The sequence below is a fragment of the Pseudaminobacter soli (ex Zhang et al. 2022) genome (assembly GCF_014595955.1).
GTDB classification, from domain to species: domain Bacteria; phylum Pseudomonadota; class Alphaproteobacteria; order Rhizobiales; family Rhizobiaceae; genus Kumtagia; species Kumtagia pseudosoli.
The window spans coordinates 1-14,753 of the sequence record NZ_JABVCF010000010.1; the positions used below are offsets into that span (position 1 = coordinate 1).

Below are 14,753 nucleotides of genomic sequence, written 5' to 3' on the forward strand. Positions count from 1 at the left end.
GGCGCTCACCGTCGCCCTACAATAAGGGGGTCAAAATTGGACGCCGATCAGGGGTCAGTTTTGCGCGCCGATTGACACTCACGAAGTTGAACGAACACGTCGATCATGAGGGGAAACGCTGATCGACCAGAGAGTCAGTCTAGTGAGACCTGCGGCGGCCTTGGACAACCACTTTGCTCAGCAGTTCGTGCAGCCAATCATCAAGAGAGCGGTTCGCGGGGCGGTCGTCGATGGTCGCAATTGCCAGCCGGAGCGCGCTTTCCACCAGTTCGTCCGCTTCTTCCTGGTCATGGGTGATGACTGCGGCTGCCCGTCTCAGCTTCGGGATACACGTGTCAGCCTCGCCGGTGCTACGTTCATTGGATCTCCGCGTGCAAGCAGCCGGTTCGGCGTTTTCCATCGAGTCCGCGGGACGCAACTTCGCATCGAACAGAAGCACCGAGAAGCCCATGGCCAGCGCATGGGAGGCAACGAGCTCCGCAAGTTCTGCATCCGAAATCTCAGGTTCGGGTATCGAGCCGCGGATCTTTTTCACCGCTTGAGCCAAGGAGAGCGCCTGATCCCGGGAGGCTGCCTCCAAGAAGTTCAGATTGCATTGGCGGTCGTCGCGGTATTGATCATCTGCCCAATCTTTTTTCTTGATCTTAAGAAGATGGGGTCTTGCGGCAACAACATGGGTTATTTTTTCGAGTGGAGCATTGTTCCGATTGGGCCAATGGCGGAAACTTTCGAGTAGGACCGCTCTTGGCGCAACCACCACGACCCCAGTGATCGCCGGGCATGTCTGCTTCTAGGAAACGGCGCAACTGATTTCTACGGCCGCCAAGTGGGCGCAGAGCTGCCGCTCGCAACGCGGACCGGGAGGGCACCGATCGGTTAAACGCGTGAATACATTCTCACCAACCAAGCCGTCGCGCACTTAGATGGTAGCTGCGGGCTTGGCACCGGACGACGCGTATATGACCGTTTCGCAAATGCAGGTACAGCAAACACCAGCACGACTGCGGCCAAGGCAGGTTTGTTGCTTACGCGAAACTATCTCCCTCCTAGCAACACGACTCTATCGGGAACCCTTCAACACGCCCAATCGCGTCAGCTTCCCCTGTCGCCAGGGCAATGCCGTCGAAAAACCGAAATTTGGCTGACGCCATGCCGGCGAGGACCGTGAAGGCCGTATGGGCGCCAACGAAAGGCAATTCGCAGCGCTGCAGCCAGCAGGTGCTGCCGCCTGAGCCCCATAGCCGCGACATCAAATACGGGCCCAACGTTATCCTTCTTGCCTGACGGATCGCCTCTGGCGTCGAGGCGCCCCAATACAGAGCTCCATCGTTTCGAACGACAAGGATGCTCCCATCAAGGCCTGTGATCAATTTCCTGGCCCTCTGCTCCGCACCAATCGTAGATACTGAGCGCCATCACCTTGATGGCGGTGATGTAGTCATCGATGGACACGTATTCGTCGTTGGCGTGCATCACCGCCGTCGAGCCGGGTCCAAAGATCACCGTCGGTGTGTTGCCATAGCTGTTGAGGAAGCGCGTGTCGGCAGCACCCTGGCGACCGCTGATCACCGGCTGGCGGCCTGTGATCTCGGTAAGGTTCTTCCCCACAAGATCCACAATGGCATGGTCGCGCGGGATCTCGGACGCTTCGGCGTCATAGCCGACGAAGCGCACCACCGGCGGATGATCCTTCATCCACTCGTCCTTCGCCGCGACCTCGGCGATCTTGGCGACTAGGCTCTGCTTGACGCCTTCATGGTCCTCGCCCGGAACCGTGCCGATCGAGCCCTTGAGCACGGCGCTCGCCGGGAAGGCGCTCGGATAGTTGCCGGCCTGGAAGCTGCCGATGATGCAGGGCAGCGAGTCGAGCGCATTCGGATAGAGCGGGTGCTTCACCGTCGCAACGCGATGGTCCTCGAGTTCCTGGACCGCCTTGACGATCTTGTTGCCCAGTTCGATGGCGCTGATGCCGAGGTAGCGCTGCTGGATGCCGGCCGGCTTGCCCTGTACGTCGATTTGGAACCAGATGCGGCCGATGCAGGCCGGCTGCACATGCAGGTCGCTGGTCTCGCCCGAAATCCCGGCATCGGCCTTGTAGCCGCGGATCACGGTGTCCAGCGTGCCGTGACCGGACACCTCCTCGTCGATGACGACGTTGATATAGACGTCGCCCTTGAGCTTGACGCCAGCCGTCTTCAGGAACTCGACCGCCAAGATGTGGCTGGCTACCCCGCTCTTCATGTCGCAGGAGCCGCGGCCATAGATGCGACCGTTCTCGATCTTGGCCGACCACGGGTTGTCGCTCCAGCCCTCGCCGTTGCCGACCGGGATCACGTCGGTGTGGCCGTTGAGCAGCAGCGAGCGGCCGCCGCCGGTGCCCTTGGCCGTAGCCACGATGTTGGGTCGGCCCTCGTAGCCGCGGTCGACCGGGCGATAACCGGGATGCTTCTTCAACCCCTCCCAGTCGGTCTCCCACATGTCGACCTCAAGCCCGATGCCGTTCATGTAGTCGGCGACAAAGGCCTGAATCGCCGCCTCGTCGCCGGTCACGCTCGGGATCGACACCATTTTCTGCAGAAACTCGATCGCCTTCTCGCGGTTCTGGTCGATCGTATCCAGGATGGCCTGGCGCTGGTTGGTCATTCGAGAACTCCAAAATGAAAGCTGGCTGGAGCGCGGCCGCGCGGCAATGGACGCGGCCGTGCAGGATCATTTCATCTGGTTGGGAAGCCAGAGAACGACGTCGGGGAACGCAATCATCAGCCCCATCAGAAGAATGTTGATGAGGATGAACGGCACCGCGGCCCGATAGATGTCGCCCATGGTCGTGTTGGCTGGTGCGATGCCCTTCATGACAAAGAGCGACAGACCGAATGGCGGCGTGATCGTCGCCATCTCGAGGTTCACCATCATGATGATGCCGAACCAGATCGGGTCCCACTGCATCTGATGAACGATCGGCAGGAAGATCGGGATGGTGACCAGAACGATCGACGTCTGTTCGATGAACATGCCGAGGAACATCACGATCAACTGCATCATGACGAGCAGCAGCAACGGGTGCACCGGCATCTCGTTTGCCAGGCTGGTGATCGCCGCGGTCGCACCTGAGTAGCTCAGCAGTTGGCTAAAGGCGGCGGAGCCCGTCAGGATGATGAGGATCATCACCGACAGTTGCGTCGCGGAGCTCACGCCCTTGACCAGCACGCGCCAGTTGAGCTTGCGGTAGAGGAACGCCAGCACGAAAGTCAGGAAGGTGCCGATGGCGGCCGCTTCGGTCGGCGTCGCCGTTCCGAAGAAGATCAGTCCGATGATCATAACGACGATGCATACCGGCGGCACCAGATATAGCGCAGCGTCGCGCAGCCGCCGAGCAATCGGAACGCGCGGTGCGTAATAGGCCGGCGCCTCGTCCGGCCGCAGCTTCGCCCTGATGATGATGTAGCCGATGCACAGGACGGCGAGCATGAGGCCGGGCACGATGATACCGATCAGGATCTTCGCTACCGAAAAGCCGCCCAGGCTCGCCAATACGATGGCCAGCGTGCTCGGCGGAATGAGGATTGCGAGCCCGCCGCTAGCCAGGATCGGACCAATCGACATCGACTTCGCGTATCCGTGGCGTTCCATCTCGGGCGTCAGGGTCGAGCCCAGCATCGCGACCGATCCCATGGCCATGCCGGTTAGCGTGCCCAGTACGGCGCCGGCGCCGATCGCCAGCACGGAAAGGCGGCCTGCCACGAAGCCAAGCCATTGATCGAGCACCTCGATCATGCGCTGCGCGATGCCAGAGTAGAACATGATCGATCCCATGAGGATGAACATGGGAACCGGGACAAGGACGAAGGTCGAGATCGAGCTATCGATGCTCAGGATAAGCTGGTTGAAACCGGAAACACCGCCCCAGAGATAGAAGACACCGGCCAGGTTCACGAGCAGGAAGGCAATGGCGACCGGCAGCCCGATCACCATGAGCACCGCGAGGCCGACAAAGAACGATAGAAGAAATTGCCACCACTCCATGGCTCAAGCCTCCATGCGGGGAGTGTCGGATTGAACGGCCTCGCCTTGCCAGAAACGGGCGGCGCGCCGCAGGAATTCGATGCCGAGCAGGAAGCAGCCGAGCGGAATGACCCAGAGATTTACCGCGCGCGGGATTTCCAACTCCGCCGCCACAACGATCCCACGATGCAGCGAGAGCATCACACCCTTGGTCCCGAACCATGTGAGGACGAAGCAGATCGCAGCGCCGAGGAGTGAACTGGTGGTCATGACGAGGCGCCGGCTCGCCGGCCGCAGATTACTAGTCACGATGTCAACGGAGACGTGCCCGTCCTGGCGCAGCACCCAGGCCGCGCCGAAGAAGGTGAGGTAGACCATCATCGTGCCGCTGATCTGGTCTATTCCCAGAATGCCGTGGTTGAAGAACGCGCGCAGCGCGACCTTGACCACTGTGGCAAGCATCATGGCCACGAGAATGACGCCCGCCAGAATGGCGCCAGCATCAAGGAGTCGGTCGAGAAGCCGTCCGATCGATTTCATATTGTCCGCCAGTGCATGACTGAGTGAAAAGCCCTGCGGACGGAGCCCGCAGGGCTCTTTCGATTATTTTGATTCGAACAGCGCCTTGATCTCGCCGATGTGCTTGGCATCCAGCGCCGTCTCGTAATAGGCCCACAGCGAATCCCTGGCGACGGCGTCCCAGCGCTTGGCCTCCTCATCGGAGAGCTTGACGATTTCCATGCCGGCCTCGACCATAATCTTCTGCTGCTCCTCCTGGTTCTTCTGGAACCAGTCCAGAGCGAAGCGCTGGGTTTCGGCTATGGCCTTGAGCAGGATGTCCTGCACCTCCGGCGACAGGCTTTCCCATTTGTCGAGATTCATGGCCACGCTGCCGCCACTGCGGTACATGGGCTGTTCGATCATGTATTTAGTGACGTTCTGCCATCCGTAGCGAGTGAAGGCATCGGCGACCGGCCAGGAAAAGCCCTCAACTGTGCCACGATCCATAGCAAGGAAGATTTCGGACGGCGGCAGGGTGACCGATTCCGCACCGGCGGCTTGGACAAAATGGCGGGTCAGCGGCGCGACGCGCAGCTTCTTCCCCTTCAGGTCATCCACGGATTTGACCGGGAAATTGGTCGAGACGTAATGGGCACCTTCGCCTGGATCGCCGGCGGCATGGCCGAGATGGCGCACGCCCTTGGCGGCGTAGAGTTGGACCATGTAGTCGTATAGGGGCGAACCCGGCCCGCCGTCGGGAATGGTGAGGGGCGAAAGCTCGGTGATGTCCCCGCCCGGCACAATGCCCGCCCAGTAGTTCGGAGCCCCGTACCATACGTCGAAAACGCCATTGACCAAGGCTTCAGGCTGATCAAAGGGCGGCAGAACGTCGTCAGCGCCGACGTATTGCACCTTGACCTTGCCTTCACCGAGACGGTTCACATTCTCCATGAAGTTCTTGCCGACCTCGGCGGTCGGCGAAAATCCATGGGCCCATGCACCCACCATCTTCAGCGTCACGACATCGTCGGCGTGAGCTGCGACGCTACCCAGCATCGCAAGTCCGAATGCTGCCGCGCCCCAAATTTGGGCAAAACTTTTCATTGGAATTCCTCCTCGGCGGTCCGCGCGAAACGCATTTGCGCGACCCCGCTCTCCCCTGTTGCCGGCAATTCTCCTCAGCCAGCGCCGATCTCACATAATGCGCCAATCCCAGATTTGTCTACAATTTTTTTTCCATTGCATACAAGACTTACGTGGCATAGCCTTCGGCGCGGGATTAGGCTGAAACAATCCGGCAGGCGCAGCGGCTTCTTGCGGATTTTCAGGATCCTAGTCGATTGTTAAGGGGAACCGATGAGGCCAGCGACATTCGAGTACCATCGCGCTACTTCGCTTGAGCACGCGCTGCAGTTGCTCGGCGAGTTCGGCGAGGAAGCCCGCCCGATCGCAGGTGGGCAAAGCCTGGTTCCAATGATGAATTTCCGGCTCGCCAGACCCGGTCATCTCGTCGACATCAATCGACTTCCGCTCAATGCGATTGAGATCGTCGGTTCCATGCTCAGGATCGGAGCGCTGACGCGCCACGGCGCCTATTTCGACCACCCGCTAATCGCAAGGCACTTTCCTGCCTTTCTCGATGCGGTGCACTACATCGGCCACCCCACTATCCGGCGCAACGGTTCCATCGGCGGCAGCATCTCGCATGCGGACCCGACCGCGGAACTGCCGGCCGTCGCGGTGCTCCACGATGCCGACATCGTCGTCCGTTCGGCGGCGGAAGAGCGCCGCATCAAGGCGAGCGAGTTCTTCGTCAGCGCCTACGTCACGGCTCTCGAGCCAGGCGAAATGGTCGTGGCAGTGGAATTTCCGATCCCGCCGGCGGCATCGGCCGGGAGCTTCGTAGAGATGAGCGAGCGCAGCGGCGACTTCGCGACCGCGTCGGTCGGTATCGTGCTCGAGCACGAGGGCGGCCGGATTGCCAAGGCGGCGATGGTGTGCTCGGGCGCAGGCCTAGTGCCAATCCGAGCGCCCGATGTGGAAAGCCATCTGCTCAACCGAGCGCTCAATGACCCGCATGCGGAAGAGGCCGGCCGGATTTTCGCGGCCTCGATAGATCCCGTCGACGACCATATCGCATCCGCGGCGTACCGGCGCAGCCTCATCGCAGAGCTGACGCGCCGCGCAATCGAGACTGCCTGCTCCAGAGCACTGGGAAGATCATGATCGAGATCACGCTTGAGGTGAACGGTGTCACCAAGACGCTGAGCGTCGAACCGCGTCGACTGCTGGCCGACGTGCTTCGGCAGGAGTTCAATCTTTGCGGTGTCCACATCGGATGCGCGCACGGGGCCTGCGGGTGCTGCACTGTCCACCAGGACGGCACGCCCAGGCTCTCCTGCCTGACGTTCGCCGTCCAGTGCGATGGAGCTTCGATAAGGACTGTCGAGTCGCTCGGAGGTCCGACCGCGGAGCATTCTCTCCAGCAAGCATTCCGCAGCGAACATGGCCTGCAATGCGGTTATTGCACGCCGGGATTCCTGATGACCCTCGTGCCCTTCGTGGATGAGATGGTGGAAATCGGACGCAGGCCTGACGACGAGGAGATCAGGGAAGCGATGAGCGGAAATATCTGCCGCTGCACAGGATACCACGGCATCGTGGCGGCCGTTCGCAAGGCCATCGACGACGGTCTCGGTGAAGGGAGCGTGGCATGAAGGCGGGTCGACCCAGACATATTGGCGCGCGGGTCCAGCGCTTCGAGGACATCCGCCTCCTCTCCGGCTCGGCGCGCTATATTGACGACGTCCGCCTGCCTGACATGCTGCACCTCATGTTCGTGCGATCGGACACGGCTCACGCCCGCATCCGTTCGGTCGACACCTCCGCCCTGTCGGATCTCGAGTTTCCGACATGGGTGTTCACTGGCAAGGACACGGCCGGGCTGTCGATGAAAGCGCATCAGGACTATCCGGAGATGCAGTATTCGGAGCAGCCGCTGCTCGCCGAAGACAGAGTGCGCTTCGTCGGCGAGCCGGTCGCAGTCGTTCTCGCAGAGGACGCCTACAAGGCGGAGGACGCAGCAGAGCACATTTTCGTCGACTACGAGCCGCTACCGGTCGTCGGCACCATGGAACAGGCGCGCGATGCTGCGATCCCGCCTTTGTTCGACGGGTGGAAGAGCAACGTCATCGTCCAGCGGCAAATGAAGGGGGGCGACCTGGAAGCAGCCAAGGCGGCCGCCGCCCATGTCGTCAAGCGCACCTATCGGACGCAGCGCCAGGCCGGTGTTCCGATGGAAGGCCGCGGGGTGGTCGCTCGCTACGACCATTCCGACCGGGTCCTGACCGTATGGTCGTCAACCCAGATGCCGCACCTCGTGCGCACCTACATTTCGGAGGAGCTTGGTCTTCCTGAATCCCGTATCCGCGTGGTCGCGCCCGACGTCGGCGGTGGTTTCGGCGTGAAGGGCCAGGTTTATGCCGACGAAGTGCTGATTGCGTGGGTGGCGATGAAGACCGGCCGCCCAGTGAAGTGGATCGAGGACCGGCGCGAGCACCTGATCGCCAGCATCCATGCCCGCGATCACGAACACACACTCGAGGCCTATGTCTCGGCCGACGGCCGCCTGCTCGGCCTGAAGGCCGACATCACGGTGGACAACGGCGCCTACTCTACCTTCCCGTTCACCTCGGCCGGCGAGCCGGGCATGGTCGGCAAGGTGCTTCCCGGCCCTTATGACTTCCATGCCTACGAGGCCACCTTCAGGGCGGTTGCCACAAACAAATGCGCGATCGGCACCTATCGCGGCGTGGCCCGCCCGTCCGCGGTCTTCTCGCAGGAACGGCTGATGGACGACATCGCCACCGAGTTGGGGATGGACCCTTTCGAATTCCGGCTAAAGAACATCATCCGCGAGTTCCCTTACCGCAACGTGCTCGGCTTTACCTACGATGCCGGCTCCTATGCGGAATCCCTGGAAAGAATGCGCAAGCTTCTGGCCGAAGACGTAGCCCAGGCTGCCGCCTCGCACGGCTCCCGCACCAAGCGCATCGGCGTCGGGATAGCCTGCTTCATCGAGCAGACGGCCCACGGCACGCCGGACTTTACGCGCCGCCGCGTGCCCATTGAAACAGGCTACATCGCGGCTCGGGTCGAGATGTCGCCGGATGGCGAGGTCACCATCGATCTCGGCCTGCAGAACCACGGCCAGGGCCTCGAGACAACGATGGCGCAGGTCGCAGCCGACGCGCTAGGGGTGCAGCCGGAAAACGTATACGTGCGCCACGGCGACACGCTGACGACGCCCTATTCAGTCGGCACCTGGGGCAGCCGTGGCGGTCCGCTCGGAGGCGGCGCCGTTCATATCGCGGCGAGCCGCATTGCCGACAAGCTGCGTGCGATCGCCGCGCATTTGCTTCAGGCCAGGCCCGACGAGATCGAGTTGGCGGACGGCCTCGCCTCGGTGCGCGACAATCCCGGGAGGCACATCAAGATCTCGAGGCTCGCGCGCATCGCGCTGCGCAATGTCGACCAGCTTCCGGAAGGAATGGCGCCGGGACTGGAGGCCCAGTTCAGCCTCGACGGACCGCGGGACGGCACCTACTCAAACGCGGTGCATGCGGCTGTGGTGGAGATTGATGTGCCTACGGGCAAGATGAAGCTTCGCCGCTTCGTGGTGATCGAGGATTGCGGCACGATCCTGAATCCGCTCGTCGTCGACGGTCAGGTGCGGGGCGGCGTGGTGCAAGGCATCGGTTCGGCCATGTTCGAGCACTTCATCTACGACGGTGAGTGCCAGCCGCTCACCACCAGCTTCGCCGACTACCTCATGCCGTTGGCGCCGGAAATCCCCAATATCGAGGTGCATCATATCGAGACGCCAACCCCGCTGACGCCGCTCGGAGCCAAGGGCCTTGGCGAAGGCGGAGCCATCGGGCCCGCGGCGGCCATCGCCAATGCGGTTTCGAATGCACTTGGCGTCAACGTGAGTGCCACTCCGCTCAACGGCAACGCAATCTGGAACCTGTCCCGGCATCTTCGCGACGCATCCTGAGACCAAGACCGGAGCGCTCACGAAGCGGCGCCCCGGAATATCGCAAACGGAAAGGCCGGCGAAGCCACAGCTTCGCCGGCCTTTCTATATCCGCGGGCATCTTCAATTCAGATGACCGGCGCAAAAAAGTGCTGGTGCCCTCCCCTTGGAGGACGCCAGCACGAAAAACGTTTGTTCAGGTAGTCGTCATCAGACGCTTACGCATGCATCGCGGCGGGCAGCGGTCTTCCATGCAGGAGCGCTTCATAGACATCGGGATCGGTGGCGCCTTCGGTACCGATGAGCAACACGCGCGAGGCGGCGTCGAGGCCGAGGGTAGCGCGGAGCGTGCTGTCGCCGGTCGCGGCCAGAAGCCCCGCTAGTCCCGCGGCGCCGGACTCACCAATGCGCAGTTCCGGGTCGCCGGACAGCGGGCGCGCCAGGCGCTGCAAAGCCTCCACGGCGGTCTCATCTGGCACGTCGATATAGAAGTCGGCGGCCTTTTCCAGGATCTCCCAGGCTGTCAGCGACGGCTCGTAGCATTCCAGCATTGCCATCACAGTGGCCTCTCCGGCGGCGATCGCGGTCCGGCGCCCCGTCTCGGCGCTGACCTGCAGGCAGTTCGCTCTGTCGGGCTCGACCACGACCAGCTTCGGGCGCGAAGCCCCGTGCCGGTCCAGAAGATGGCCCGCGACCGCCGCGGCCAGCCCGCCGACACCACCCTGAACGAAGACATGCGTATAGGGCCGCTGCGCCTGGGCGAAAATCTCGTCGAGCATCAGCGTGTAGCCCTGCATGACCAGGCTGGGAATCTCGGTATAGCCTTCCGAGGCGAAATCCGAGACGACGGTCCATCCCTCCCGGCGCCCGGTCTCGCTCGCTTCCGCGACCGACTGGTCGTAATTGCCGGCGGTCCGCCTGATCTCGGCTCCGAAAGCGGCGATCGCCTTCTCGCGACCGGCAGAAACGCCGCTGTGGAGGAAGATTACGCAGCGGCATCCGAACATCTGGGCACCAGACGCAACAGAGCGTCCGTGATTACCGTCCGTCGCACAGCAGACCGTGAGGTCGGCCGCCAGCTTCCGTACCTCGTCACTCAGCAGCTCTGACGGGTCAATGGGGCGGCCGAGCCTAGGCTCGCAGTGCTCGCGCACGAGCCGCGCGACCGCATAGGCGCCGCCGAGGGCCTTGAAGGAGCCGAGCCCGTAGCGACGGCTTTCGTCCTTGATGTCTATCCCCGCAATCCCAAGGCTTGCCGCAAGCGAGGGAAGGCTTGTGAGCGGCGTCGGTTCATAGGTTGGGAAGGCGGGCAGGAACTCGCGTACGGTCTCCGATGCCTTGGCGCCAGCAATCGCAGCCTCCGCCATGCTCAGGGAGGCGTTCCGCTTCGATGAGCGGTTTTCGACTAGTTTCATCTCTTGGACCTCGCTTGCTCGCGCCGGTCGCAGTAGCGCCGGCCGCAGGATAATCGTCTCCCATCCCGGCGGAGACTCGCGCCGCCGGGCAAAGTTCACCTCGAAAAGGTCGAACCTATTCCCTGTTCTCGGTTTCCAGCGACAGCAGAACGTCGGCGGCCGCCCCCGCCACCAGGTCGACGTGCTCGCGCATCAGTCTGGCAGCAAGGTCCTCTTCACCGGCAGAGATCGCTTCGACGATCCGGCCATGCTCGACCACCGACTTCGCCATCTTGCGCGGTGTCGTGATGTGGCGGCGATAAACATTGAGCCGATTACGCAGCTTTCGGCTTTCCGTTTGCAGGAACGTACTGCGCGAGCCTCGGAAGATCGCGTCGTGGAGTTCGTTGTTGGCCGCGTAGAAGCCTTCCTGATCCCCCGCTTCAGCACACTTGGAGCACTCCTCGTGCCACTTGCGCATTTCGGCAGTTTCCTCTCGCGTCATGCGCCGGGCGGACAGACGCGCCGAAAGACCCTCGTACTCCGCCATCACCTGGAACATTTCGATGAGTTCGGCAGTGGTGAGGCGCCGCACCGTGGCGCCCTGGTTCTTGCGGATCTCGACTAGCCCGCTGGAGGCCAGATGGCGAAGCGCCTCGCGCACAGGGGTGCGCGAGACTTCGAAACGGCGCGCCAGCGACTGCTCGTCAAGTCGGTCTCCCGGCTTCAGGATGCTGTTGAGGATGTCATCCTCGAGAACGCGCACCAGATTGTCTGCCGACAATCTGGTTTCCTTCTCCTGGTCCATGACTTCGCTCACCGAACACCCCTAGAACAGTCGCATCCGATGTTAGATGCATCCTTGCCCAATTTGATGCAAGCACCCGCTGTACGTGCTTATTGCTGAACGGTGATCACGAGGCAGGCGCTCTCTTCCTCGCCTTCGTTGATCGTGTAGTGCGGATCGCGCGGCTCGAACAGCACGGCTTCGCCCTGCTTTAGAGTGAAGCGTTCCTTGCCGGTATCGAAGGTCATCTCGCCCTTCACGACGTAGAAGACCTGCGACCAGTCGTCGTGGTGGTGCAACTCACCGCCACCGCCCTTCGGCGCCTTGGAGAGCTGGACGGAAAAGTTGCTGCCACGAAACGGCACGATATCCAGCACGTTCAACCCGCCAAAGTGGTTCGGCGGTGTAACTCCGGTCGCCGCACCGTTCTTCCAGATGTTCATGTCGCTCTCTCTCGATCCTGCAGCGCCCACTAGGAGATGTAGGCCATGTAAGGGCTGATAACGCTACGCACCGGCACCTGGATGATCGCCGGCTTGCCGCTGGCGATCGCATCGCCGAGCGCTTGCGCGATCTCGCGTTCATTGCGCGCGAGATATCCCTTTCCACCAAGTCCCTCGGCAACCTTGGTCCAGTCGCGGCGGGGCAGCTTCATTTCGTAAGTCTCGCCGAAGCTCTGCTGCTGCGGCAGCGCTATTGCCCCCCAGCTCTCGTCGTCGAGCACCACCACGATGAAGGCCCGACCATAGCGCTCCGCGGTATCCAGTTCCGAGACGTGGAAGCCGACACCGCCGTCGCCGACGAATACGATCACAGGCGCCTCGGGATCCGCAAAGCTCGCCCCGGCGCCATAAGGAAGCTCCGCGCCCAGCGCACCTGACTGACCAGCCCGCAGATAGCGGCCAGGCGCGAAGACGCGTAACCGAGCATCCGCCCAGAAGTCGATGTTGCCATGGGATGTCACGAAAATCGCGTTTTCCGGCGCGGCCGAACTGACCGCATCGATTGCAGCGACCGGGTGCATCCCGTTAGCGTCACCGTCGCCGAGTTGAGCCTTGCGTTCCTCGCTCCAGGCGGAGACGAGACCGTCGCACCAAGCGCGGTCTGCCTGTAGTGCCGGCATTCCTGCGAGCAATTCGATGAACGCGGCTGGCGAGGACGCAATGCCAAGCTCCACGCGCCGGTTGCGATGCAGCAGTTCCTGGTCCGAGCAGACCTGGATTATGCGGGCCTGCGAGCCCACGCTGTCGCCAAACTCTAGGTCGAACTCGAAATGATGGCCGAGCAGGAGGATGCAGTCCGCCTCCTTCATGGCCCGCCGAAGCGTTGCATTACAGGGAGCGTAGGCCGGTCCCATCCAGCGCTCATGGCGCTCATCGACGATGCCACGGGCAAGGCGCATGGTGGCAAAAGCAAGTCCGTGCTTCTCGACGGCCTCGACGATCTTTCCGGAGCGGCTCCAGAAGAGTTCGTCGCCGAGGATCAGCAGAGGACGAGCGGCGGCGGCAACAAGGGCGCGCGCGGCATCGGCATCGGCCGAGGCCAGCCCCGGGATCCCAGGATTTGCCGGCGCAACACTGGCGGGCCTGCCCTTCAGCGGAGCCGACAGGATGTCGGTCGGCACCTCGATGAAAACCGGACCGGGGCGGCCCGCCCACATCTTGCGCCACGCAATGTCGAGATACTCCTGCAGCCGATCCGGGTCCGTGCAGCGTGCAGCCCATTTGGTAACGTTCTTCATGATCGGCAGCACGTCGTAGGCCATGCCTGCACCGCGTTCGGCCGAACGCGTTGCGGCTTGTGCGCCGACGATGATGACCGGAGTGCCGGCAAGCATGGCGACAAGCCCCGGAGTCACGGCGTTGGTGACGCCGGGACCAAGAGTGACGACTGCCGCACCCGGCCTTCCGGTCACGCGCGACTGCGCTTCGGCCATGAAGCAGGCCGCGGCTTCGTGGCGAGCGTGAACCAGCCGCACCCCTTGATGCGCGCAGGCGCGATAGACCGAATTGATCGGCCCACCGGAGACGGAGAACACATTCCGTATACCGGCTTCCTTGAACCAGGCGACGATGGCTGCGCCGCCATCCATGGTCTGGGCGTCGGCACCTTCCTTAGTAGGCACGGGATTTTCCTCCGTCGAGTGCAATGGCAGTTCCGGTGATGAAGCCGGCGCGTTCGGATGCCAGCATGGCGACCATTGCTCCGAAGTCGCTCGGATCGCCGAATTTGCGCGCCGGCACCTCGTCCAGCCACAATTCCTCGGCCGCCGCCCGATCGAGCCCGTCGCGCTCCATGCTGGCCTTGATGAGGTCTTCCATGCGGTCCGTCGCGAACGGGCCCGGGCACAGGCAGTTGACCATGATGTTCTCGTGCGCAAACTCGATCGAGAGCGACTTCGCCAGCCCAACGACCGCAAGCCGCAGCGAATCCGATAGCACCATGTTCGGCTGAACGACCTTTACGCCCACCGTCGTGACGAAGACGATGCGCCCAAAGCCACCGGCCTGCATGTGCGGGAGCACGGCATGGGAGAGATCCACCAGCGGCAGCAGTATCTCGTTGAGCGCGCTCTCCCAACCCTCGCGCGGCACGCTGAGGAACGGGCCTGACGCCGGCCCGCCGGTGTTGCCGACGAATATGTCGAGCCCACCGAATTCGCGGGCGACCGCATCGACTCCGGACTTCAGGGTCGCCCGGTCGGAGAGGTCCATAGCCACGCCCATCGCGCCGGATGCGCCGGCCTGACGGAGCTCTGCGACGAGGCCCTCCATGGCGGCAACGTTACGCCCTGCGACCGCGACCTTGGCGCCCTCCGCCGCAAGCGCCAGTGCTGACGCCCTGCCCAAACCGCGGGAAGCGGCAGTCACCAGGGCGCGCTTCCCCTCCAGACCAAGCTTCATTGGGTATTACTCCGATGGGTCAATGTGCAGTCTGGCTACCAGCGTGTAAACACGATGTCAATTCATGTAGACAATCTTTTTTATTTTGCATACAACCTTGCCAGAACCGGCCAAAGAGACGGCATCAATGG

The 14,753-nt window shown here is 62.6% G+C and carries 13 protein-coding genes; 3 read left to right on the forward strand and 10 right to left on the reverse strand.

Annotation, left to right across the window (positions count from 1 at the left end; genetic code table 11):
* Positions 1-139: 139 nt before the first annotated feature.
* The 5 genes from HUI96_RS18270 to dctP all read right to left on the reverse strand — a co-directional run bounded on the left by HUI96_RS18270 (position 140) and on the right by dctP (position 5,607).
* A complete protein-coding gene (locus HUI96_RS18270) occupies positions 140-760 on the reverse strand; it encodes a hypothetical protein (RefSeq protein ID WP_188256132.1) in 621 nt (206 codons plus the stop codon).
* Between the two features lie 593 nt (positions 761-1,353).
* Positions 1,354-2,643 carry an ArgE/DapE family deacylase gene (locus tag HUI96_RS18275; protein WP_188256133.1) on the reverse strand — a complete coding sequence of 430 codons (1,290 nt, stop codon included), beginning with the start codon at positions 2,641-2,643 and terminating at the stop codon, positions 1,354-1,356.
* Positions 2,644-2,709: 66 nt separating this feature from the next.
* Entirely contained in the window at positions 2,710-4,023 is a 1,314-nt protein-coding gene (locus tag HUI96_RS18280) for a TRAP transporter large permease (protein WP_188256134.1), read from the reverse strand.
* A gap of 3 nt (positions 4,024-4,026) precedes the next feature.
* Entirely contained in the window at positions 4,027-4,542 is a 516-nt protein-coding gene (locus tag HUI96_RS18285; RefSeq protein ID WP_188256135.1) for a TRAP transporter small permease, read from the reverse strand.
* A 63-nt stretch (positions 4,543-4,605) separates the two neighbouring features.
* Complete coding sequence (gene dctP / locus HUI96_RS18290) at positions 4,606-5,607, reverse strand: TRAP transporter substrate-binding protein DctP (protein ID WP_188256136.1); 1,002 nt, start codon at positions 5,605-5,607, stop codon at positions 4,606-4,608.
* 252 nt (positions 5,608-5,859) lie between these two features.
* Between dctP and HUI96_RS18295 the strand changes: the two genes are divergently transcribed.
* From HUI96_RS18295 to HUI96_RS18305, 3 genes are read left to right on the forward strand one after another with little or no spacing between them, the layout of a single operon-like run.
* Positions 5,860-6,729, forward strand: a complete 870-nt coding sequence (locus HUI96_RS18295) for an FAD binding domain-containing protein (RefSeq protein ID WP_188256137.1) — start codon at positions 5,860-5,862, stop codon at positions 6,727-6,729.
* The gene (locus HUI96_RS18300) at positions 6,726-7,220 is read left to right on the forward strand and encodes a (2Fe-2S)-binding protein (protein WP_188256138.1); all 495 of its coding nucleotides are present in this window, start codon (positions 6,726-6,728) and stop codon (positions 7,218-7,220) included. The genes HUI96_RS18295 and HUI96_RS18300 overlap by 4 nt, the downstream gene beginning before the upstream one ends.
* A complete protein-coding gene (locus HUI96_RS18305; RefSeq protein WP_188256139.1) occupies positions 7,217-9,559 on the forward strand; it encodes a xanthine dehydrogenase family protein molybdopterin-binding subunit in 2,343 nt (780 codons plus the stop codon). The genes HUI96_RS18300 and HUI96_RS18305 overlap by 4 nt, the downstream gene beginning before the upstream one ends.
* Before the next feature lie 197 nt (positions 9,560-9,756).
* Here the strand turns inward: HUI96_RS18305 and HUI96_RS18310 are convergent, their stop codons facing one another.
* From HUI96_RS18310 to HUI96_RS18330, 5 genes are all read right to left on the reverse strand, one after another.
* On the reverse strand, positions 9,757-10,953 hold the full coding sequence (locus HUI96_RS18310) for a diaminopropionate ammonia-lyase (protein WP_188256140.1): 1,197 nt from the start codon (positions 10,951-10,953) through the stop codon (positions 9,757-9,759).
* A gap of 115 nt (positions 10,954-11,068) precedes the next feature.
* Entirely contained in the window at positions 11,069-11,752 is a 684-nt protein-coding gene (locus HUI96_RS18315; protein WP_210320231.1) for a GntR family transcriptional regulator, read from the reverse strand.
* Between the two features lie 77 nt (positions 11,753-11,829).
* Positions 11,830-12,162 (reverse strand): cupin domain-containing protein, encoded by a 333-nt coding sequence (locus tag HUI96_RS18320; RefSeq protein WP_188256141.1) that lies wholly within the window; start codon positions 12,160-12,162, stop codon positions 11,830-11,832.
* A gap of 29 nt (positions 12,163-12,191) precedes the next feature.
* Positions 12,192-13,844: a thiamine pyrophosphate-binding protein gene (locus HUI96_RS18325; RefSeq protein WP_188256142.1), complete on the reverse strand. Its 1,653-nt coding sequence runs from the start codon at positions 13,842-13,844 to the stop codon at positions 12,192-12,194.
* Positions 13,834-14,622, reverse strand: a complete 789-nt coding sequence (locus HUI96_RS18330; RefSeq protein ID WP_188256143.1) for an SDR family oxidoreductase — start codon at positions 14,620-14,622, stop codon at positions 13,834-13,836. The genes HUI96_RS18325 and HUI96_RS18330 overlap by 11 nt, the downstream gene beginning before the upstream one ends.
* Positions 14,623-14,753: the final 131 nt, after the last annotated feature.

Coding starts and splice junctions, on each gene's coding strand:
- HUI96_RS18295 (WP_188256137.1), top strand. CDS start 5,860: ATGAGGCCAGCGACATTCGAGTACCATCGCGCTACTTCGCTTGAGCAC.
- HUI96_RS18275 (WP_188256133.1), bottom strand. CDS start 2,643: ATGACCAACCAGCGCCAGGCCATCCTGGATACGATCGACCAGAACCGC.
- HUI96_RS18285 (WP_188256135.1), bottom strand. CDS start 4,542: ATGAAATCGATCGGACGGCTTCTCGACCGACTCCTTGATGCTGGCGCC.
- HUI96_RS18330 (WP_188256143.1), bottom strand. CDS start 14,622: ATGAAGCTTGGTCTGGAGGGGAAGCGCGCCCTGGTGACTGCCGCTTCC.
- HUI96_RS18300 (WP_188256138.1), top strand. CDS start 6,726: ATGATCGAGATCACGCTTGAGGTGAACGGTGTCACCAAGACGCTGAGC.
- HUI96_RS18310 (WP_188256140.1), bottom strand. CDS start 10,953: ATGAAACTAGTCGAAAACCGCTCATCGAAGCGGAACGCCTCCCTGAGC.
- dctP (WP_188256136.1), bottom strand. CDS start 5,607: ATGAAAAGTTTTGCCCAAATTTGGGGCGCGGCAGCATTCGGACTTGCG.
- HUI96_RS18320 (WP_188256141.1), bottom strand. CDS start 12,162: ATGAACATCTGGAAGAACGGTGCGGCGACCGGAGTTACACCGCCGAAC.
- HUI96_RS18305 (WP_188256139.1), top strand. CDS start 7,217: ATGAAGGCGGGTCGACCCAGACATATTGGCGCGCGGGTCCAGCGCTTC.
- HUI96_RS18280 (WP_188256134.1), bottom strand. CDS start 4,023: ATGGAGTGGTGGCAATTTCTTCTATCGTTCTTTGTCGGCCTCGCGGTG.